The sequence below is a fragment of the Micromonospora sp. 067-2 genome (genome assembly GCF_046549295.1).
Lineage (GTDB): Bacteria > Actinomycetota > Actinomycetes > Mycobacteriales > Micromonosporaceae > Micromonospora.
This window is the reverse complement of the sequence record NZ_JAJPWB010000010.1, coordinates 259,673-280,924: the sequence shown is the minus strand read 5'-3', so window position 1 is coordinate 280,924 and position 21,252 is coordinate 259,673. Positions and strand designations below refer to the sequence as shown.

19 protein-coding genes are annotated in these 21,252 nt (G+C 71.0%); 14 read left to right on the top strand and 5 right to left on the bottom strand.

Annotated features, from left to right (window positions below; genetic code table 11):
• Positions 1-2: 2 nt before the first annotated feature.
• From ACLJN9_RS24605 to ACLJN9_RS24580, 6 genes are all read left to right on the top strand, one after another.
• A complete protein-coding gene (locus ACLJN9_RS24605) occupies positions 3-770 on the top strand; it encodes an SDR family NAD(P)-dependent oxidoreductase (protein WP_410813898.1) in 768 nt (255 codons plus the stop codon).
• Positions 758-2,344: a heparinase II/III family protein gene (locus ACLJN9_RS24600; RefSeq protein WP_410813897.1), complete on the top strand. Its 1,587-nt coding sequence runs from the start codon at positions 758-760 to the stop codon at positions 2,342-2,344. The genes ACLJN9_RS24605 and ACLJN9_RS24600 overlap by 13 nt, the downstream gene beginning before the upstream one ends.
• Positions 2,344-4,392, top strand: a complete 2,049-nt coding sequence (locus ACLJN9_RS24595; RefSeq protein WP_410813896.1) for a hypothetical protein — start codon at positions 2,344-2,346, stop codon at positions 4,390-4,392. Before ACLJN9_RS24600 ends, ACLJN9_RS24595 begins: the two co-directional genes overlap by 1 nt.
• The gene (locus ACLJN9_RS24590) at positions 4,380-5,123 is read left to right on the top strand and encodes a hypothetical protein (RefSeq protein WP_410813895.1); all 744 of its coding nucleotides are present in this window, start codon (positions 4,380-4,382) and stop codon (positions 5,121-5,123) included. Before ACLJN9_RS24595 ends, ACLJN9_RS24590 begins: the two co-directional genes overlap by 13 nt.
• The gene (locus ACLJN9_RS24585; RefSeq protein WP_410813894.1) at positions 5,123-6,199 is read left to right on the top strand and encodes a DUF1565 domain-containing protein; all 1,077 of its coding nucleotides are present in this window, start codon (positions 5,123-5,125) and stop codon (positions 6,197-6,199) included. The genes ACLJN9_RS24590 and ACLJN9_RS24585 overlap by 1 nt, the downstream gene beginning before the upstream one ends.
• 66 nt (positions 6,200-6,265) lie before the next feature.
• Positions 6,266-6,790: a hypothetical protein gene (locus tag ACLJN9_RS24580; protein ID WP_410813893.1), complete on the top strand. Its 525-nt coding sequence runs from the start codon at positions 6,266-6,268 to the stop codon at positions 6,788-6,790.
• Between the two features lie 75 nt (positions 6,791-6,865).
• Here the strand turns inward: ACLJN9_RS24580 and map are convergent, their stop codons facing one another.
• The gene (map, locus tag ACLJN9_RS24575; protein ID WP_410813892.1) at positions 6,866-7,672 is read right to left on the bottom strand and encodes a type I methionyl aminopeptidase; all 807 of its coding nucleotides are present in this window, start codon (positions 7,670-7,672) and stop codon (positions 6,866-6,868) included.
• A 76-nt stretch (positions 7,673-7,748) separates the two neighbouring features.
• On the opposite strand from map, the gene ACLJN9_RS24570 reads away from it, so the two are divergent.
• From ACLJN9_RS24570 to ACLJN9_RS24555, 4 genes are all read left to right on the top strand, one after another.
• The gene (locus ACLJN9_RS24570; protein WP_410813891.1) at positions 7,749-8,015 is read left to right on the top strand and encodes a helix-turn-helix domain-containing protein; all 267 of its coding nucleotides are present in this window, start codon (positions 7,749-7,751) and stop codon (positions 8,013-8,015) included.
• A gap of 137 nt (positions 8,016-8,152) precedes the next feature.
• Positions 8,153-8,374 carry a hypothetical protein gene (locus ACLJN9_RS24565; protein ID WP_410813889.1) on the top strand — a complete coding sequence of 74 codons (222 nt, stop codon included), beginning with the start codon at positions 8,153-8,155 and terminating at the stop codon, positions 8,372-8,374.
• Positions 8,375-8,435: 61 nt separating this feature from the next.
• Entirely contained in the window at positions 8,436-9,095 is a 660-nt protein-coding gene (locus ACLJN9_RS24560; RefSeq protein WP_410813888.1) for an MSMEG_1061 family FMN-dependent PPOX-type flavoprotein, read from the top strand.
• Between the two features lie 155 nt (positions 9,096-9,250).
• The gene (locus ACLJN9_RS24555; RefSeq protein WP_410813887.1) at positions 9,251-10,411 is read left to right on the top strand and encodes a low temperature requirement protein A; all 1,161 of its coding nucleotides are present in this window, start codon (positions 9,251-9,253) and stop codon (positions 10,409-10,411) included.
• A 54-nt stretch (positions 10,412-10,465) separates the two neighbouring features.
• Here the strand turns inward: ACLJN9_RS24555 and ACLJN9_RS24550 are convergent, their stop codons facing one another.
• The 4 genes from ACLJN9_RS24550 to ACLJN9_RS24535 form a co-directional block, all read right to left on the bottom strand.
• Positions 10,466-10,975, bottom strand: a complete 510-nt coding sequence (locus ACLJN9_RS24550; RefSeq protein WP_410813886.1) for a pyridoxamine 5'-phosphate oxidase family protein — start codon at positions 10,973-10,975, stop codon at positions 10,466-10,468.
• 134 nt (positions 10,976-11,109) lie between these two features.
• Positions 11,110-12,561, bottom strand: a complete 1,452-nt coding sequence (locus tag ACLJN9_RS24545; RefSeq protein ID WP_410813885.1) for a PepSY-associated TM helix domain-containing protein — start codon at positions 12,559-12,561, stop codon at positions 11,110-11,112.
• Between the two features lie 288 nt (positions 12,562-12,849).
• Positions 12,850-13,236 (bottom strand): hypothetical protein, encoded by a 387-nt coding sequence (locus ACLJN9_RS24540; protein ID WP_410813884.1) that lies wholly within the window; start codon positions 13,234-13,236, stop codon positions 12,850-12,852.
• A 102-nt stretch (positions 13,237-13,338) separates the two neighbouring features.
• On the bottom strand, positions 13,339-13,731 hold the full coding sequence (locus ACLJN9_RS24535) for a hypothetical protein (protein WP_410813883.1): 393 nt from the start codon (positions 13,729-13,731) through the stop codon (positions 13,339-13,341).
• Between ACLJN9_RS24535 and ACLJN9_RS24530 the strand changes: the two genes are divergently transcribed.
• From ACLJN9_RS24530 to ACLJN9_RS24515, 4 genes are all read left to right on the top strand, one after another.
• Positions 13,721-15,904, top strand: coding sequence for a glycoside hydrolase family 52 protein (locus tag ACLJN9_RS24530; protein ID WP_410813882.1), 2,184 nt, complete (start codon positions 13,721-13,723; stop codon positions 15,902-15,904). The two genes, ACLJN9_RS24535 and ACLJN9_RS24530, sit on opposite strands and share 11 nt — an antisense overlap.
• An 80-nt stretch (positions 15,905-15,984) precedes the next feature.
• Positions 15,985-18,279, top strand: coding sequence for an alpha-galactosidase (locus ACLJN9_RS24525; RefSeq protein ID WP_410813881.1), 2,295 nt, complete (start codon positions 15,985-15,987; stop codon positions 18,277-18,279).
• A gap of 222 nt (positions 18,280-18,501) precedes the next feature.
• Positions 18,502-20,187: an ABC transporter substrate-binding protein gene (locus tag ACLJN9_RS24520; protein WP_410813880.1), complete on the top strand. Its 1,686-nt coding sequence runs from the start codon at positions 18,502-18,504 to the stop codon at positions 20,185-20,187.
• 73 nt (positions 20,188-20,260) lie between these two features.
• Positions 20,261-21,247 (top strand): ABC transporter permease, encoded by a 987-nt coding sequence (locus ACLJN9_RS24515; RefSeq protein ID WP_410814006.1) that lies wholly within the window; start codon positions 20,261-20,263, stop codon positions 21,245-21,247.
• Positions 21,248-21,252 lie beyond the last annotated feature (5 nt).

The window sequence follows — 21,252 nt, the reverse complement described above, 5'->3', positions numbered from 1 at the left end:
GTATGGCACTCGACCTGACCGGACGTCGGGCCCTCGTCACCGGTGCCGGCCACGGGATCGGCGCCGCCATCGCCGTGGCCGTGGCCCGCGCCGGGGCGGATGTCGCCGTCCACCACGGGCACTCGGCCGTCCCGGCCGCGGAGGTGGCTGCCGCCATCGAGGCACTGGGACGCAAGACCGTTGTCCGGCAGGCCGACCTCACCCGAACCGACCAGGTGGACAACCTGCTGGACGACGTCACGGGCTTTCTCGGTGGTCTGGAGATCCTGGTCTGCAACGCCGGCGGCATCGTCGGCCGCAGCCCGGTTGCCGAGATGACCGACGAGCACTACCTCCAGGTCGTCGACCTCAACCTGGGCAGCACCTTCCGTACCGTCCGGGCCGCGATTCCGCAGCTACGCGCGGCAGGGAACCAGGGCCGGGTGATCACCATGTCGTCGCTCGCCGCCCAGAACGGCGGCGGCGCGGGCTCCGCGGTGTACGCGGCGGCCAAGGCGGGCGTACGCGGCCTGACGAAGGGACTGGCCAAGGAGTTGGCGAGCACCGGCGCGACCGTCAACGCGGTGGCACCGGGATTCATCGGCGGCACCGCCTTTCACGACACGTTCACCGCGCCGGCCACCCAGGAGGCGATCATCGCCGGGGTGCCCCTCGGGCGGGGCGGGCACCCGCAGGACGTGGCAGGCGCGGTGGTCTGGCTCGCCTCCGACGCCGCGTCCTACATCACCGGCGCCACCATCGACATCGACGGTGGCGCATGGTTCAGGTGACCGGGTCGGCGCCGCCCTCGACCCGTCGGCCGGTGCTGCCGACGGATCGAGGTGGCTGGTGGCACGCCTACGTCTGCCCCGCGCACGGTGTGGAGCTCGACCACGAGGGCCTGCTGTCCGGCACGTTCCCCGAGAGCGGCGCCTCCTGCCGACACGGCTGCCGGATCGACGGACCCGCGATCCGGGGCGCCTGGACCGTCCTGGCGCACCAGGCGTGCGCGCGGCGGATACGAACTCTCGCCCGGTCGCCGCAGGCCGCCGACCGGGACCTGGCCGTCGAACTGCTGACCGAGTACGCCCGGCGGTACGCGCAGCTCGGGGCGGCCGAGCACGACGGCGCCGCCGAGTGGATGCTGCGCGGCCGGCTGTTCCACCAGGCCCTGACCGAGGCCATCTGGGCGGTCACCATCGGGCAGGCCGCACGGGCACTGCGCGAGGTGGGTCATCCGCTGCCCGTGGAGGTGGCACAGCTGCTGGGCGCGCTCGCCGCAGCGGCCGGACAGGCACGCGACGCCCTGATCGCGTCGGGCCGGTTCGACTCCAACTACACAGCGTGGCTCGTCGCCGCGGGCGCGGTCTGCTCGGGGCGGCCCGAATGGCTCACCGGACCGCACGGCCTGTACGCCCACGTGCCGACCGCGATCCGACCGGACGGCTGGGAGTGGGAGGGCTCCACCTACTACCACGGTTTCGTGCTGCGGGCCTACCTGCTGACGCTGCACGCGATGCCGCAGGTCACGGTGCCGGACGGGGTGCGGGCACGGCTCGTCGCGATGGCCGCGGTGCTCGACACCATCACCACCGCCGGCGGTCTGCTACCCGCCCTGCACGACGGGCCGTACGACCGCCCGCCCGCGCGCCACGAGCGGGAGGAGCTGGCCGAGATGCTTGCCCTGCTCGGCGGCGTACCGACCGAAACCCCGACGGTGGCGGTCCACCCCGACGCCGGGTACGCGGTGCTGCGCGCGGCCGGCCTGCACGCCATCGTCGACTTCGGTCCACACGGCGGCTCGCACGGGCACCTGGACAAGCTGGCGCTCTACCTCTACGGCGCGGACACGCCCTGGCAACCCGATCCCGGGCAGGTGCCGTACGCGCACCACGCGTGGCGCCGCCACTACGCCTCGACCGCCGCCCATCCGACCTTCGACGTCGACGGCCTCGACCAGGCCGAGTGTGCGGGTCACCTCATCGGGCAGGACCAGCGGTCGGTCGCCGTCGGCTGCGACACCGCATACCCGGGTGTGTCAGCCCGCCGGGAGCTGACTGTGCGCGACGGCGCACTGATCGACGAGATGACCATCGAGACGGACCGACCTCGCCGGATCACCCTGCACCTGCGACCCGACGTCGACCTGACCGTCCGAGCGGTCGGTGATCGCACGGTGGAGACAACCTGGGCGGGCCGACAGATCCTGCGCGGCGGGCACACCAGTACCGTGCCGGCCGAGATCCTCTGCCGGCCCGGCCCCGGGCCTGCGGACGACCCGCAGCGCGTCCGGACCTGGCTCGACTGGACCGCGCCGGATGCCCGCGCGGTCACCTTCCGTTCCGTCTACCGGATGGGGGAGTGATGCAACCCCTGCTTCTCGGCCCGCGGCTCGACGAGTTGCGGGCAGCGTTGACCACCACCCACGCCGACCAGTGGCGGCGACTGTACGAGCAGTGCGACTCCTACCGGGGGCAGACCCCGCCCGCGGAGCATCCGACCGCGAGCATCACCTACCTCGGCCCCGCCGCGATGAACCTCGCCCTGGCGTACCGGCTCACCGGCCAGCGCGGCTACCTGACCGAGGCCCGGCGCTGGATCGGCGCTGCCGTGTCGTACCCGCACTGGGGTAAGGCGAAGCTGCCCGACCACGACCTGGACGCGGGCTGGCTGCTGCACGGCCTGTCCCTGGCGTACTCCTGGCTGCGGGACGACCTGCCCCGCGACGAGGCCGCCTCGCTACGCGCGAAGCTGCTGCTGCAGGGCCAGCGGATGTACGACTTCGCGGTGCGGACCGAGGGGAGCTGGTGGTCGTCGAGCTACTGGCAGAACCACAACTGGATCTGCTACGCCGGCCTCGCCGCCGCCGGATACGTGCTCGACCAGCGCGAGTGGAGCGACCGGGCTCGCGACAACCTCGGCACCGTCCTGGACCTGATGCCGGCGGACGGCTCCGACTCCGAGGGCGTCGTCTACTGGCGCTACGGCGTCCCCTGGCTGGCGATCCACCTCGACCTGGTCCAGCACGCCGAGGGGATCGACTGGTGGCAGCGGGGTGACTTCCTCCGGCGGACCTTCGACTGGCGACTGCACCAGTGCGCACCCGGCTTCGAGGAGAACCTCGACCACGGCGACTGCCACGACCGCCGCTCCGGGCACAGCGTCGCGCTCTACCACAAGCTCGCCGCCGCCTACCGCGACGGCCGCGCCCGCTGGCTGGCCGACGAGGTGGCGCAGCGGCACTTCTGGCGGGAGGCGTACGCCTCCGGCGTCCGACCCGGCGTGATGCCCGAGGCCGCCTACGAACTGCTCTGGTACGACCCCGGGGTGCCCGCCGTGGACCCGGCGACCGTCGCGCCGACGACCGCCTACTTCCCCGACCTCGGTCAGGTGACGGCACGCACCGGGTGGCACGACGGCGCCACCTTCGTCAGCTTCAAGTCGGCGCCCGGTGGCGGGCACACCGCCTGGGAGACCGCCCACCGACTGCGCACGGAGCGGGGGTGGGACACCCTCAACGCCGGTCACCACCACCCGGACGCCGGGTCGTTCGTCTTCGGTGCGCACGGCGCGTTCCTCGCCGTGGACGACGGCTACTGCAACCGCAAACGGGCCGCGCACCACAACCTCGTCCTCGTCGACGGGCAGGGCTGGGCCGGCGAGGACCGCTACCACGTCTACAAGGACCTGCCGTACGAACGCCAGCCCCGCCTGCGCGACGTCCTCGTCGACGGGGGCATGCTGCACGCGACGTCCGAGTCCGCCGCGATGTTCGCCCCCGACCTCGGCGTACGACAGGTCGACCGGACGCTGGTCTTCACCCCGACCGGTCGGCTGGTGATCCTCGACGAACTCGCCGCCGACGAACCCCGGGAGTGGACCTTCCTCCTGCACTCGGACTGGCCGGCCGACCTCGCCGACGGCGACATCGTGCTGCGCTCCGGCCCGGCGCAGGCGTGGGTGCGGCAATTCGCGCCGAGCGGTGCAACGGTCACCCAGGGCACGACCGAGATCGAGGCCAACCCCACCGCCAGTACGCCGAGCCTGCGGATCGTCCGTACCCTGCACACCACCCGGGTGCGGGTGGGCCCCGCGACGAGCACCCGGATCCTCACCGGCATCGAAGCCACCTCCGCGCTGGCGCCGGCGGCGGCCACCGCCGTCGCGGTGGAGTGCGACGCGGGCAGCGGGTTGCGCTTCGGCGACGGCGAGACGGCGCTGCTCGCCCCGACGACCCGGCACATCGAGGGTGGCGGCGTACGGGCCGACGCCGCCGCGGTGATCCTGCTGCCCGCAGGTGGCGGTCGTCCCGCGCGGGTGGCGGTGGTCGGCGCGGTCCACGTCGAACTGGCCGGTCGGATCCTCCTGAACAGCCCCGAGCCGCTGACCCGGGTGCTGCCGTGGCCAGCGTGAACGAGGGCTCCTCCGCCGTCGGCTTCGGCCCGCGCCGGGACAGCACCCTGCCCGGTGGGCGTACCCGGGTGGGATGGGAGGGGGCCACCCTGCGGATGCTGGAGTTCGTCGCGTACCCGGCCATGGCGGGCTGCGCCGTGCTCCTGCTGTGCGTGGGCGTGGTGACCTGGTTGCCGGCGCTGGCCGCTGCGGCGTACGCCCTGCAACAGTGGCGCGACGACGGCCGGGCGCGGCCCTTCCTCGACACGCTGCTCAGCTTCGGCCACTACTGGCGGCGGCTGTGGCGACACGCTCTCCTGTCGAGCGCTGCCGGCATCGTCCTGGCAGCCAACGTCGGCTTCCTCGTCACCCGGCCAGGTGCCATCGCGGTGGCGCTGCTGGCCCTGCAGGTCGGGCTGGTGCTGGTGCTGGTGCCGTACCACCTCGCGCTGGCGGTGACCGCGGCGCGTGACCCGGGCGGCGACACCCGGCGTTGGTCGCGGGCCGCCCTGGCACTTGCCTTCGCGTCGCCCCGCCGTGGGCTGGCGCTGCTCGCCGTGGCGGTCGCGGCGCCGGTGCTGACCGCGCCGCTGGCCGTCGGCCCGCTGCTGCTCGGCCTCACCCTCCCACTGCTCTGCGGCCTGCGCATCGCGGACGGACTGGTCCAGCGGCCCCAACCGGTCTCCACCGCCACGGATACACCGGCCGACCGTCGACGGCGGCCTCTCGCGAGCGACGAAGGGAAGCACTGATGACACGACGAATGGCAACCGCCGTCGCGCTGACCGTCGGGACCATGCTGGCGGCCCTCCCGGCTGCTGCGGCGCGGGCCACCCCGACCAACCAGGTGTACGTCAGCCCGGCGGGCGACGACAGCGCGACCGGCTCGGCAGGAGCACCGTTCGCGACGCTCCAACGGGCGCTCGACGCCGCGCCGAGCGGCGCCACCGTGCACCTCGCCGCGGGCGCCTACCTGCAGGACGCGGTGACCCGGCAGCCGGGCGTCACGATCACCGGGCCGCGCGGCGCGGTGCTCCGGGGTGCCGGCGGGTCGCGGATCCTGCAGGTGCGGCACGACCGCACCACCCTCTCCGGCTTCACCGTCGACGGTCTGTACGGCGCGCAGGACAGTCGCGACGGCTACCGGGACAAGCTGATCTATGTGATGGGCACGACGCCCGGCGACGGGGTCGACGGACTGCGGATCCGGGGCATGCGGCTGACCAACGCGGGCGGCGAGTGTCTGCGGATGCGCTACCTGATCACCGGAGCCGACGTGGCGTACAACGAGATCGACCGCTGCGGGGTCGACGACTTCGTCTTCTCCGGGGGCGGCAAGAACGGCGAGGGCATCTACCTCGGCACCGCTCCCGAGCAGCAGGGGCTCAACGGCGCTCCGGACGCCCGGGCCGATGTCAGCCGCGACAACCGCATCCACCACAACAGGATCAACACTCGGGGCAACGAGTGCGTCGACATCAAGGAGAACTCCACCGCCAACGTGGTGGAGTTCAACTGGTGTACCGGCCAGGTGGACGACAAGTCCGCGGGCCTGGACGCCCGGGGCTCCGGCAACACCTTCCGGTTCAACGTCGTCACGGGCAACCTCGGCGCGGGTGTCCGGTTCGGCGGCGACCGGCCCACCGACGGCATCGACAACAGTGTCTACGGCAACGTCGTCGCCGGCAACGCCGCCGGCGGGATCAAGTTCCAGGCCACGCCGCAGGGCAGGGTGTGTGGAAACCTGATGTACGACAACGGCGGAGGCGACAGCGTCGGGACCTACCGTGACCTGTTCACGCCGACGGCCTCCTGCGAGGGCAACTGAGGTCGGCGCCGGGATCCCCGCCGTACCGCCGGTGAGTCAACCTGTGGTCTGAGCGAAGATGGTGCCATGGAGTTGGGGTCGTACGTCGAGAACCTGCGTACCGAGTTCGCGGTGGCCGCGGAGGGGGTCGACGCGGACGGCCGGGCGCTGGCCGAGCGGCTCTTCACCCAGTTGGAGGCAGCGACTCGCCTGACCCTGCTCGAGGCGTTGTCGGACGCGGCCGACGAGATCACCAGGGATCTCGCCCCGGGGTCGGTGCACGTCCGGCTGCGCGGGCGTGAGCCCGACTTCGTGGTGACGCCAGCGCGGCCGACGGCCGACGAGACGGGCGGTGACACGGGCCCACCCGTGCTGCCGGCGCCGGTGCTCGCACCCGACGGCGATGAGGGCGGTACGTCGCGGATCAACCTCAGGCTTCCGGACCACCTCAAGGCCAGCGTCGAGGAGGCCGCCGGAAGGGCCGGCCTGTCGGTCAACGCCTGGTTGGTGCGAGCTGTCGCCGGCGCCATCGGGGCGGGCGATCCGGATCGTCGTCCGCCGCGCCGGGCGGATCCGCGCTCCGGTCAGCACTTCACCGGCTGGGCGCGCTGACCCCCGCCGGGAGCAGCGCCCATCGGTGGGCATGATCTCCGCGACGGCGGATGTTGGCCTGACGTGGGTGGTGGTTCAGGAGCCTGTGGCGGGCTTCCTGGCGGGGTCGGGCGGGGTGGGGCGCCGGGTCAGGACCTGGGGACCGGAGGCGGTGATGGCGACCGTGTGTTCGGAGTGGGCCGTGCGGGAACCGTCGGCGGAGCGGATCGTCCAGCCGTCCTTGTCGTACATGATCTTGTCGGTGGAGTGGCAGAACCAGGGTTCGATGGCGATGGTGAGGCCGGGGTCGAGTTTCATGCCGCGTCGGGCGCGGCCGTTGTTGGAGACGTGCGGGGCCTCGTGCATGGTGCGGCCGATGCCGTGGCCGCCGAACTCGGCGTTGACGCCGTAGCCGTAGGAGTGGGCGACCTCGCCGATCGCGGCGGAGACGTCGCCGAGGCGGGCGCCGGGCTGGGCGGCGGTGATGGCGGCCTCCAGCGCGACCTCGGTGGCCTCGATCAACGTCAGGTCCGCCGGGTCGGCGGTGCCGACGATGACGGAGAGCGCGGAGTCGGCGACCCAGCCGTCGATGCCGAGGGCCATGTCGATGCTGAGCAGGTCGCCGTCGCGCAGGACGTAGTCGTGCGGCAGGCCGTGCAGCACCGCGTCGTTGACCGACAGGCACAGCACGTTGCGGAAGGGGCCGCGGCCGAACGACGGGGAGTAGTCCCAGTAGCAGGATTCGGCGCCGCGTTCCTTGATCCGGCGGCGGGCGTGGTGTTCGAGGTCCATCAGGTTGACGCCCACCGCGGCGACACCGCCCAGCTCGGCGAGCAGCTCGCCGACGAACTGGCCGGTCACCGCCATCCGGCCGATCTCCTCGGCGGACTTGAGTTCGATCACGACAGCCTCCCTCTCCAGATGCGGTATTTTTATACCACGCCCGGCCGGGTCGTTTCGGAGGGGCTATCCTGCTGGCATGGTTCGCCAACCACTCACCGCCGAACAGATCGCCGCGGGCCAGCGCCTCGGAGCCGCCCTCCGGATTGCGCGGGCCGGCCGCAGCCTCGTCGAGGTGGCCCTGGCAGCCGGCATGTCCCCCGAGACGCTGCGCAAGATCGAGGCGGGGCGCCTTCCCGCGCCGGCGTTCGGCACCGTGGTCTGCCTCAGCCAGGCCCTCGGCGTCCCCCTCAGCGACCTGGCCGACACCTGGCTGGCCGACATGCGCACCCGCCAGGCGTCCTAGCGCACTCCTGCCTCCGCAAGCCGTGCTCGACGGTGGTGAACCGACGGTGTCCGAAGTGGACCGGCGCGGCGAGTTTCATTCAGACTGATCCATGCTGATGCCGTTTGTGGTCGACGCGCGGCGGGCACAGGCACACCATGGCGAATGAACGAGTCAAGTCGGTCGGCGGTTACCTCATGCGACTTCTCGGCGGAGTGGCGGTCATCATCGGCATCCTCGCCGCCTTCAGTGCTCTCGCCCAGGGCAATCCCGTCGGGTTGGTCCTCGCCGTCGCCTTCATCGCCGGCGGGGCGTTCCTGCTCAAGCGCTCAGGCAGGGGCAGCCGAGCGGGAGAGGCAGCCTCCACGCCACGCGGCTGACGACTGACAGGGGGCGGTCTGGGGGGATCGTCAGCCAGGTCGGTCGATTAGGGTCGGCGGCATGACGCCAGCTCTCGCCGCCAGTGCCTTCGACTCGCTGCGCCTCGACGCCGTGGCCGACCAGGAGGCGCTGCGCCGGGTCTATGAACTCCCCAGCGACGCGGCCGTTCGGAAGCAGATGACCGAACTCACCGAGCAGACCCGGCGGTTGATCGGCTGTTCGTCGCTGGTCCTGGTCGCCAGCGTGGACGCCGAGGGCAACTGTGACGTCACCCCACGCGGCGGCCCCGCCGGGTTCGTCGCCGTCCTGGACGCACGGACGGTGGTGATACCGGACGCGACCGGCAACAAGCGTCTGGACACCCTGCGGAACGTCGTCGCCACCGGGCGGGCCGGGCTGCTGTTCGTCATCCCGGGGCGCACCACGACGCTCAGACTGAACGGCCGGGCGTGCGTCTCGACCCGCCCCGAGCTGCTGTCGCAGTTGACCGCCGTGGGCAAGCCACCGGCCAGTGCGCTGGTGCTGGGAATCGAGGAGGTCTACCCGCACTGCCCCAAGGCGCTGCTGCGCAGCGGGGCGTGGAAGCCGGAGCAGTGGCTGCCGGCGGACGCCCAGCCGACCTCGGCCGAGGTGACGCTGGCCCAGTTGCGGATGCCGGAGCTGACGATCGCTGACATCGAGCAGGCGGAGGCGGACTCGCTCAAGTACCGGTACGAGTGATGGGATGGCTCCCGATGTCGGTGGCCTGGACCGCCTGATTCCAGGTCCGGTACGGCGATTGCGGTCAGCGCAGGGCCGCAAACGTCGAAGATGAGCTGATGGGCCGGGTTTTCAGGTCGCGGCCGGTGCTGGCTACGGAGACACACCGCACGACCTTGTTCGAGATCTTCTTTGATCTGGTGTTCGTCTTCGCGCTCACCAGGGTCACCGAGTTCATGAGCGCGCGCCCTACGCCGGTGACCCTGGCGCAGGGACTCCTGGTGCTCCTGCTGCTGTGGATCTCCTGGCTGGTCTACTCCTGGCTGGGGAACCAGGCCCGGATCGATGTCGGGCTTATCCGTTCCGGTACCACCGTCGCCATGGCGGCCGTCTTCCTCATCGCTCTCGTGATCCCTGCCGTCTGGAAGACCGGTCCGGGTGCGCTGGAGCCGCGCCTGATCCTGGTGCTGGCCTACATCGTGGTGCGGGTGATCCACCTGGGCCTCTACCACTGGGCAGCGGGGGATGACCCACGACTGCGCAGGACCATTCGCCTCTATGCCCTCACCACGGCGCTGTCCTGGATCCCCCTCGTCCTCGGCGCCGTGTTCGGCGGCACCGTCCAGCTCCTGCTCTGGGCGGCAGCGCTCACCATCGACTACTCCGGCGGGTTGGTCGCTTCCCTGCTGAGCGGATGGCCACTCCGCAGCCCCAGCCACTTCTCCGAGCGGTACAGCCTCGTCCTGATCATCGCGCTCGGCGAATCCCTCATCTCAGTCGGCACCGGGGTCGGGGCCCAGTCGATGTCGATCAGTAGACCGATCCTGCTGGCCGCGCTGCTCACGCTCGCCAGCACGGTATGCCTCTACCGGCTCTATGCGGAGAACGCGACGATCGCCGAAGACGCACTCCGGACAACGTCGCGCCGACGACGCGACCGGTTGGCGGGGAACGCCTACAGTGCTGCCCATTTTCCGCTGATCGCCGGGACCATCTACCTTGCCTTCGGGGTCGAACAGTTGCTCGCACGCCTCGCACACGACCACTCTCGCGACACCACCGAGCTGCGCCTGGACTGGATCCCGGCCGTCGCGCTGATCGGCGGGACCGCCCTGTACCTCGCGGGCAGGGCGGCGTTTCTCGGCCTCAGCGTCCGGTCCGTACCCTCGGGACAACTCCTGGCCCCGGTTGTGCTGCTGCTGTTGCTGCCCGTCGGACGGGTCCTGCCCGGCCTGGCCGCGCTCGGCCTGCTCACCGCGTTCCTCGTCCTCCTTGTGGGCTACGAGGAGATCGTCAGACGGAGACGCGGGGCCGGTGTCCGGGAAGAGAACGCCTGATCGGCGTCGTCGAACCGCCCACCGGACGACCGCTGCCGTGGGGCCGGGACATCGTCAGCGACGCCAGATCTGGCGTGGTGCGAACCCGTCACGTCGCAGCCAGTGCTCGGTGTAGACGATCTTCTCCGCTTCGACGACCACGAGGGTGTCCTCGGGTGGCTCGGACAGCAGCCGCCCCCGCTCGGCGTGCTCGTTCTCCCATCGGAACGCCGCCCAGTAGTGCGCACGGTCCGGATGCTCCCGGTCGAGCACCCTGGCCGTTCCGAACAGTTGGGCACCGCGGCTGCTGGCCAGCCCGACCAGCGGCGCGAAGATGCCAACGGACACGCGCGGGTCGGCGGCGATGTTGCGCATCTTCGGCGAGCGTGGCGAGGCGGTGAAGAGCACCGCGAAGCCGAGCGGGTAGTACCGCACCGGTGTGGCCAGCGGGCCGTCCGGACCCGTGGTCGCGAGCACACACATGTTCTGCGACGACAGAAGGTGGAGAAGGCGCTCTTCGAGCCGTTCACGATCGAGCTGCTTCGTCGGCGCGGACTCGGACAGCCACGGATTCGTCAACGGCACACTGCGTCCTTGATCATGGCGAGCACCCTATCCACACAGCCGGCTGTTCGACACCCTTCCTCGGCGGGCAGCGCTCCGCCCCGGCCCACCTGGCGGCGGCCGAGTCGGAGCGGGCTGCCGTAGCCACGACTGCGTCAGTTGCCAGCAGGTGCGGGTGAGGTGGGAACCGCCGCGGGAGGCCGGCGTCGTGACACCAGTCCCACCACGACGTCGATGACGAGGAAGGCCAGCAGGGTGGTGCCGAACAACGGCAGCGCCCAACCGATCGCCACGATCACCGGTACGCCGATCAGCAGCGCCCAGAGCGGCAGTCCGCGGACGCCCCCGCGGGCAGGTGGTGTGCCGGTGAGAGCGCGCCGGTCGGCGCGGGTGGGCCGGCGCTGCCACCACATGCGGTAGCCCCAGACGATGACGCAGAGCAGGCCGAGGGCGAGCGCGGCGAGCAGGATCTGGTTGGTCAGTCCGAAGAGCAGACCCATGTGGGCCTGGATGCCGAGGCTGCTGAGTTTGGCCAGCAGAGGCCAGTCGGCGAAGTCGCTGCGGGTGGTGACCTCACCGGCGGACGGGTCGACGGCGACGCGGTCCTTTGCGATCGGCCAGGTGTTGTCGGTCTGCGTGACGGTCCAGGCGGAGCCCGCCTCCGGTGCGGGAGCGATCTCGACCGGGCCGGCGAGGCCGGCGTCGCGGGCGGCGGTCAGGACCCGGTCGAAGGTGGCGGGGTCGACCACCGTGCCGTGGTTGCCGCCGTGCTGGTGGCCGCCACCGGCCTGCGCCGGGACGGCGGTGAGGCTGGTGGATATCTCCGGGGTGCCGGCCTTGAGCGCGTCGAGGCCGGCACCGAAGTTCGCTCCGGCATAGCGGGACCAGGTCAGGCCGGTCAGCGAGAGGAAGAGCAGGCCGACGGTGAGCCAGATGCCGGTGGTGGCGTGCCAACCCCGGGTGCGGCGAACGCCCCTGGCGGCGGACAGGTCGGGAACGAGCAGGTGCCGGGCGGCCGCGCGGGCGGCACTGCGGCGGCGCCACCACAGGATGACCCCGCCGAGTGCGAGCACCCAGAGCCAACTGGCGGCCAGTTCCGAGTAGTGCCGGCCCACCACGCCCAGATGCAGGTGCCGGTGCAGATCGTCGAGCCAGGTGGTGGACGGCGTGGAGCCGAACCACGTGGTGAGTTGTCCCTTCGACTCGGCTGTGTACGGGTCGATGTAGACCGTGTGCTGCCGGTCGCCCAGGTCGGGCCGGGAGAACACGACCCTGGTGGTTCGGTCGCCCCCGCCCGGTTGCACGGTGGCGATGGTGCCGTCCGGATGAGCGTTGCGGGCGGCGGTGATCTGCTCTGCCAGCGGCAGGGAACGCTCGCCCACCTGCGATACGGTCAGCTGGTCGCCGTAGAGGAGGCCGTCCAGTTGCGGTGTCGCCGTGTAGGCCAGACCGGTCAGCGCGGCGACCACCAGGAACGGCGCGACGAGGACGCCGGCGTAGAAGTGCAGCCGGAGCAACAGCGCGCCGAACGCCGACGTGCGCCGCGTCGGTGAAACGGATGCGTCGGGTTCAGGCGACGACGTGCCGGACCCTTCGGTGAAAGCCATATTTGTCCGATCGGAATCAAGGGGAAGCACCCGGTGGGTGTTCCTCGTGCTGGTGTCTGCCCGGCCTGGCGGTGTGGCATCGGCTCCGCCCGATGAGGTAGTCGCAACGGATGCGTGCGCGGTTCCCGGCAACTTCGCGAAGCATCGACCCGGCCGGATGATGGCCGTGGCGGAACGCCGACGATCCGTCGAGCACGCGGGCGCGGTGCGACCCGGGCCGCGCAAGGCGGTCGCCGGTCAGGCGTCAGCCCTCCGAGAGCGTGTCTGAGGGGGAGTCCGGTCCGACGCTCAGCCGAAGCAGTGAACGGCTACGGCGATGTCGGGAGCATGCTCGGAACCCTCCTGGTAGATGACCCCCAGCTCGACCCGCCTTCGGTCCGAGCGCACGGGATCCTCCCGCCGCCCCGACAGGCAGCTGGGATAGCCACCGACGTGCGGGGTACCGATCGCGTCAGTCCAGGATTCACCGACGACGGAGTAGAACATGACCGGCTCGTCACCATCGGCGTCGAAGGCGATCTGGCTGGTCTCCTCGTTCGACCAGGTCACTGTGCCGGTGAGTCGCTTGGGTGTCACGGTGTGGTCCGGTAGTAGCCGTCCGAGAGCGAAGCCGATCACGAGTCCCGGCACGACGAGCACGGCGAGCACGGCGAGCTGTGGACGCTGCCGGATCAAGCGTCGGAGGGAACTCCACGGCGACATGAGGCGTACGGTACCGATTCCGCAGGATGGTCAACTCCTGGAGGGTTCGGCGGACGGGTCGGCGTTCGGCCCGGTTCAGGCGGGAAAACCGTCCGCGCGCAGCAGTGCGCCCGGAAGCTGGGCGCCGAGTCTCCGTTCGCGCCAGGAGACGGCCGAGGTGAGTTCCGCCAGATCCAGACCGGTTGGCTGCCCCATCCGGTCGAACAGGTAGACGAGGTCCTCGCTGGCGACGTTTCCGGTCGCCGCCGGCGCGAACGGGCAACCACCTGCTCCGCCGAGGCTGGCGTCGAAGGTGGTCACACCCGCCCGGATCGCCGCGACCGCGTTGGCCACGCCGGTCTGCCGGGTGTCGAGCAGGTGCAACCGCAGCGAGGCACCGTGAGGACGCTTTACTTTCGTACCAAAATTTTCTAGGGTTTGGGCCTGCTGGTCCAGGTGCGAGGTAAGGGGCGTCACGGTGCTCGACATTCAGCGGGTTGGACCGGACCGGGCTCGGCCGGCCGACGAGCCGCCCCACGAGCGGCCGGACGACGTGGTCGAGCTGGTCGGGCCGGACGCCATCTTCAACGCGCACCACTCGCCCGTCGGGGCCTTCGCGAGCGTCACCCTCGGCGCCACCGGCGCGCAGGGCGGTCTCGGCATCGGCCTGGAGGGTCCCGCCGGTGCGGACGTGTTCATCGGCGTCGAATCCGTTGACGGCGACCGTTTCGATCTGCTGCCGTTCTTCGACCCGGGGGCCGACGACCGGGCCCGCTACGACGCCCACCTGGTGGGCGCCGGCGGTGACGGGCCGCCGCTGCGTCCCGTGCCGGCCGAGGCGATCACCCGCGAGTTCGGCGCGAGTCGCGACACCTGGCGCAGCGCCGACCTGACATTCAGCCTCTTCTCACCGGTCGGAGCCGTGCCCGACCCGGACGTGCACACCGAGCGGGAGGTGGCCGACGCGCTCCTACCCGCCGTCCTGGCCGAGCTGACCATCGACAACACCACGGGCCACCGGCCGCGTCGTGCCTTCGTCGGCTACACCGGGGCGGCCGTGGACGCGGCGATGTGGCGCGTCGACGGTTGGGACGGCCTCGTCGGCGTCGCGCAGGGTCGCGCGACGGCGCTCGTCTCCGACTCGACCGACGTCCACGGCGGGGTGGGCTTCAGCGTCGGCGGGATCCTGGCCGACGCGGAGGGTGGCGCGGGCCTCGGTCGGATCGGTCTGCTGTGGACGATGGTGCCGGCCGGCGCCCGCCGTACCGTGCGTCTCGCCTTCTGCTTTCATCAGCCCGGCCTGGTCACCACCGGGATCGAGGCCTCCTACGCCTACGCCCGGCACTTCCCGGGTCTGCGGGACGTGGCGGCGCGTGCCCTCGGCGATTTCGAGGCATTGCGGGGCCGCTGGGCCGTCGACGCGGCCGCCCTGACCGCGCCCGACCTGTCGGAGCCGCGGCGGTTCCAGCTCGCGCACGCCGTACGCAGCTACGTGGGCTGCACCCAGTTGCTCGACGACGGCGACGCGCTCCGGTGGGTGGTCAACGAGGGTGAGTACCGGATGATCAACACACTCGACCTCGCCGTCGACCAGGTCTTCTTCGAACTTCGGCACAGTCCGTGGCTGGTCCGCAACGTCCTGGACGCCTTCGCCGAGCGCTACCGCTACGACGACGAGATCCACGCGCCGGACGGGCGGATCGCGCCGGGCGGGGTGGCGTTCACCCACGACATGGGTGTCGGCAACGCGTTCGCGCCACCGGGCCGATCGGCGTACGAGCGCCCGCGCCTCCGTGGCTGCTTCTCGTACATGGCCCACGAGGAACTGCTCAACTGGACCCTCTGTGCCGCGCTCTACGTCGCCCGGACGGGGGACCACCGGTGGCGGGACAGCCGCGCCGAGCTGCTCGGTGCGGCGCTGGAGAGTCTGGCCCGACGGGACGACCCGGAGCCGGCACACCGGACCGGGGTGATGGGCTGGGACACGGCGCGCACGGGCGACGGATGGGAGATCACGACCTACGACAGCCTCGACCCGTCGTTGGGGCGGGCCCGGGGCAGCGTCTATCTCGCCGTCAAGTCGTGGGCCGCGTACGTCTGTCTCGGTCCGCTGCTCGCTGCGGCGGGGAACGCACCGGGCGCGGCGCTCGCCGCCGAACAGGCCCGGCGCTGCGCCCGGACGCTGGTCGCCGCCGTCCGGCCCGACGGGGTCCTGCCCGCCGTCCTCGACGACCCTTCGGTACGCGGTCGGGTGGTCCCTGCCATCGAGGGCCTGGTCTACCCCTGGTTCGCCGGCGTCACCGACGCCCTGGACCCCGCCGGCGAGTACGGCGAACTCGTCGTCGTGCTGCGACGTCACCTCGACGCGGTGCTGGTGCCGGGGATGTGTCTGTTCGACGACGGGGGCTGGCGGCTCTCGTCGAGCAGCGGCAACTCCTGGCTCAGCAAGATCTATCTCGCGCAGTTCGTCGCCGAGAGCATCCTGGGCCGCAGCCCGGGGGAGGCTGGCCGGGTCGCCGACGAGGCACACGCCCGCTGGCTGCGCGATCCGCGCAACGCCCGCTGGGCATGGAGTGACCAGATGCACGACGGACTGGCTCTCGGCAGTCGTTACTACCCACGCGGCGTCACCGCGGTCCTCTGGTTGGAGCCGCCTCGCTGACCGACCGCCGGCACCGCACCGACCCCAGACCCGCGCGGTGATCCCTCCGTGCGCTGTACGCCCCGACGGGAGCACGATAGATGACGCAGACCGCTGTCCCGACTCCGCCGCCGGTCGTCGCGGCGAGGCCCGATGCGCTGGTCCACCTGCGGGCGGCCGGGGTGGGGCTGCTGATCGACCTGCGGGCGGGACATCTCCCCGCCGTGTTGCACTGGGGGGCCGATCTCGGCCCGCTCGACCCTGACGACGCGACGGCGCTGGCGCTGGGCGGGGTGGAGGTAATCGCCTCCAACGCGGCGGACGTGCCGCTGAGGGTCGCGCTGCTTCCGGAACCACACACCGCCTGGATCGGCCGGCCCGGCCTCTCGGGTAGCCGAGCCGGCGCCGACTGGGCCCCGCGCTTCGTCACCACCCAGGCGCGGCTGCTGCCCCCCGACGGCGACGAACGGCCGGTCGGCGGCGCCTACACCGAGCACCTCGGGGCAGCCCGGCTGGTGGTGGATGCCGCCGACACCATCGCCGAACTCGGGCTGCGCATCGAGGTGGAGCTGACCGACACCGGCATGGTGCGGGCCAGGGCCAGCGTGATCAACGAGGGCGAGCCGTACCAGTTGGACGACCTCACCCTCTGCTTCCCGGTGCCGGCTCGGGCCCGGGAGGTCCTCGACTTCGCCGGCCGCTGGGGGCGGGAACGCGCTCCGCAGCGCCGGATGCTGACGGTCGGCACCCATGAGCGGGAGAACCGCCGGGGCCGCACCGGGCCGGACGCCGCAACCATCCTCTCGGTGGGTACGCCGGGGTTCGGCTTCGCCGACGGCGAGATCTGGGGTGTGCACGTCGGGTTCAGTGGCAACCACCGGCACCTCGTGGAGCGCCAGTCCACCGGGCGTCAGGTCATCGGCGGGGGTGAGCTGCTGCTGCCGGGCGAGGTTCAGCTCGGCCGGGGGCAGCGGTACCAGAGCCCGTGGGTCTACGCGGTCCACAGTGTCGGGCTCGACCAGCAGGCGCACCGTTTCCACCGTTTCCTGCGCGCCCGACCGCACCATCCCCGGACGCCTCGACCGGTGACGCTCAACCTCTGGGAGGCGGTCTTCTTCGACCACTCGGAGCAGCGCCTCGTCGAGCTCGCCGACCGCGCGGCCGCGCTCGGCATCGAGCGGTACGTGCTCGACGACGGCTGGTTCCGCGGTCGGCGCAGCGATGCCGCCGGACTGGGTGACTGGTACGTCGACGAGACGGTCTGGCCGGACGGCCTCTGGCCGCTCGTGAAGCACGTCCGTCGTTTGGGAATGGAGTTCGGGCTGTGGTTCGAGCCGGAAATGATCAGCCTCGACTCGGACGCCGCCCGCGACCACCCGGAGTGGGTGTTGCGCACCGATCAGGGCCTGCCCGTCACGGCGCGCAACCAGCAGGTCATCGACCTCTCCAATCCGGAGGTGTACGCCTACCTGCTGACCCGACTCGGCGCGGTGATCGGCGAGTACGACATCACCTACGTCAAGTGGGACCAGAACCGCGACCTGGTCGACGCCGGCTCCGGCCAGCGCCGTCTGCCGGGCGTGCACGGTCAGACGCTCGCGACCTACCGGCTGATGGCCGAGCTGCGGCAGCGGTTTCCCCGGCTGGAGATCGAGGACTGCGCGTCCGGTGGCGCGCGTGTCGATCTGGGCATCCTGCAGCACACCGACCGGGTCTGGGTCTCGGACTGCAACGACCCGCTCGAGCGGCAGTCGATGAACCGGTGGACCGGCCAGTTGGTTCCACCGGAGATGCTCGGGATGCATGTCGCCTCGCCACGGTCGAAGGCGACCCGGCGACTGCACGATCTCTCGTTCCGGGCGGCGACCTCGATCTTCGGGCACTTCGGCGTGGAGTGGGACCTGACCGCTGCCGAGCCGCACGAGCTGGCGGAGCTGGCGGGCTGGATCACGCTCTACAAGAGGTGGCGCGAGCTGCTGCACGGCGGGGAGGTGATCCGGATGGACAACCCCGATCCGTCCTTCTGGGTCAGCGGGGTGGTGGCTCCCGACCGGGGCCGGGCCGTCTTCGCGTTGACCTTCCTGAGCCGGTCCGAGGTGGCGCCACTCGGGACGTTCACGCTGCGTGGCCTCGACCCGGGCCGCCGTTACCGGGTGCGGCCCCTCACGGTGGGTGATCCACTTCAGGGGTACGCGGCACCCGCCTGGTTCGCGGGCGTGCCGACCGGCGCGACGGCGGACGTGGACCGGGTCCTGCCCCTCCCGGTACGGATGCCGGACTGGGCGGCGGCGCCCGGCGTCGTCCTACCCGGACGCGTGCTCGCCACCGCCGGCCTGCAGATGCCCACCTCCTATCCCGAGCAGACGGTGCTGTTGCGGGTCGAGGCGGTCGACTGAGAACGATGCGTGACGCGCCGTCGGCCGGCCGATCCCCGCGGGGACCGGCCGGCTTCGTCGTCCGGGTGTGCTGCCGGGGTGGCTGGTCGGAACATCAACAGGATGCGAACACGAAACATCCCGGAGATAGTTTTGCTGAAAAAGAATGTGAGCTATGATCAGGCTCACACAGCCTCCGGGCCGCCGTCGGTCCGTGTGGGCACCCCCTCTTGAGAGGTCACAATGATCGCAAAGACGCGCCGCCTGGCGGCCGCGATCGTGAGCGTGTCGGCCCTTCTGGTCGCCGCCACCGCATGCTCCTCTTCGAACACGTCGGGTAAGGGCGGTGGCGACGTCACCCTCAACCTGCCCGGCGGGGATCAGAGCACCGAGAACTTCAACCCGTTCTCGCCGACCCGGATCCCCGGCACCGACGGCTTCCTGTACGAGCCACTTTTCTTCTACAACAACATCAAAGGTCTCGCCGACAAGCCGCTGGGCAATCTCGGTGACAGCTTCAGCTGGAACTCCGCCGGCACCGAGCTGACGGTGACCGTGAAGAGCGGCGTCACCTGGAGCGACGGGACGCCGTTCACGGCCAAGGACGTCGCCTTCACCTTCAACACCCGCAAGGACAACCCGGCGCTGCGCACCAGCAGCAACCCACCGGCCGCCGAGGCCGTCGACGAGACCCACGTGAAGCTGACCTTCACCAGGGCGTCGTTCCTGGACGCGCCGGGCGTCCTGGGCAGCACCAACATCGTGCCGGAGCACGTCTGGAAGGCCAAGACCGATCCGGCGAAGGACGCCAACACCGAGCCGGTGGGCACCGGTCCGTTCGTCCTCAAGAGCTACACGCCACAGTCCTGGCTGTTGGCGCGCAACCCGAAGTTCCGCGATGCCGACAAGGTCAAGCTCGCCGGGGTGCGCTTCACCGCGACCGCCGGCAACACCTCGGTCACCGACAAGCTCCTCGCCGGGGAGTTCGACTGGACGCAGGGCTTCATCCCGGACATGACCAAGGTGCTGGCACGAAAGCCGGGCCTGGCGTACGCGGAGTCCGGCAACGGCATCATGATCAATATCGTGACCTGCGCCAACGCGGCGCTGGGCTGCACCGGCCCGCAGACCGACCCGGCCGTCCGCAAGGCCATCTCCCAGGCGATGGACCGTGGTCAGATCAACAAGCTGGCATTCAACGACGTCGGCAAGCCCGTCTCGGCGTCCTACGCCGTGCCCGGCCGCGACGACCAGTTCATCTCCGCGCCGTTCAACACGCCCATCCCGACCACCGCGGACGTGGCCGGCGCCAAGAAGACGCTCGAGGCCGCCGGCTGGCAGCCCGGCCCCGACGGGCTCTACGCCAAGGGCGGCGCCAAGCTCAACCTCACCATCAGGGTGGTCACCGGCTTCACCGACTACATCGCGGCCCTCACCGCCCTCGCACAGCAGCTCAAGACGGCCGGCATCGGGCTCACCCTGCAGCGGGTGTCCTACAACGAGAACCAGTCGGTGACCGCCGCCGGGTCCTTCCAGCTGGCCATGACGGTCCTCGGGTTCGCCCCCGCCCCCGACCCGTACTACATCTACGAGTACTACTTCGGCACCAAGAACACCGCCCGGGTCGGCGACAAGGACGCCTCGTCGCTGGGGAACGTCAGCCGGTTCAGCGACCCCCGGGTCGACGCCCTGGTGGCCCAGGCCGCCGGCACCGAGGATGCCGCGGCGCGGGCGAAGATCTACGCTTCGATCCAGCCGATCCTGGCCGAGAGCCTGCCCTACATCCCGATCGTCAACAACGTGCAGTACGCCCAGTTCAACACCGCCAAAGTCACCGGCTTCCCCTCGGAGTCGGACCCCTACGCCTCGGCGGGCTACGGCAGTTCCCCGGACAACGTCCAGGTCCTCACACGCCTGCGCCCCTCCTGAACCGACCGCACCGCGTCACCCGCTCCCGGGGAGGCGACGCCCGTCGTCGCCTCCCCGGCGACCGAGGAGGTCCCTGTTGCATCTGGTCCGCAAGCTCGCCCAGTACCTGGTGGCGCTCTGGGTGGCGCTGACCCTCAACTTCGCCCTGCCCCGCCTGCTGCCGGGCAACCCGGTCGACACCGTGCTGTCCAAGTTGCAGCAGCAGGGGCCGGTGGACCCGGAGTCCCGGCGAGCCCTCGAGGTGCTCTTCGGCGGCACCGGGGGGCCGTGGTGGCGCCAGTACCTCGACTACCTCGACGGGATCGTCCACGGCGACCTGGGCACCTCGGTCACCTACTTTCCGACGCCGGTCACCACCGTCATCGCCCAGTCGCTGCCCTGGACGCTGGTGCTCGTCGGGACGGTGACGGTGTTGACGTTCGTGCTCGGCACCGCCCTCGGCATGATCGCCGGCTGGCGCCGGGGCACGTGGATCGACTCGCTGATCCCGGTCACCACGGTGCTGCAGTCCATCCCGTACTTCTGGGTGGCACTCATCTTCCTCTACATCTTCGGCGTCACACTGGGCTGGTTCCCGATCAGCGGTGGCTACGACTCGAACGTCTACGTGCCCGAGCCGACGGTCGCGTTCCTCGGCAGCGCCGTGCAACACGCGATCCTCCCCGCGCTGACGATCGTGGTCAGCGCCATCGGAGGCTGGATGCTGGGGATGCGGAACATGATGGTCGCGGTCCGCTCGGAGGACTACGTCGTGGCGGCCGAGGCCAAGGGGCTGCGCCCCTGGCGGGTCATGACGGCGTACGCGGCGCGCAACGCCGTCCTGCCGTCGGTCGCCGGTTTCGCCATCTCACTGGGCTTCGTGGTCGGCGGCTCGCTGGTGATGGAACAGGTGTTCAGCTATCCCGGGATCGGGCGGGCGATGCTCCAGGCGGTCTCCAACAGCGACTACGCGCTCATGCAGGGTCTCTTCCTGGTGATCACCGTGTCGGTGCTGGCGGCGAACCTGGTCGTCGACGTCCTGTACGGGCTGATCGACCCACGGACCCGGGTCCACGCGTGAGGAGC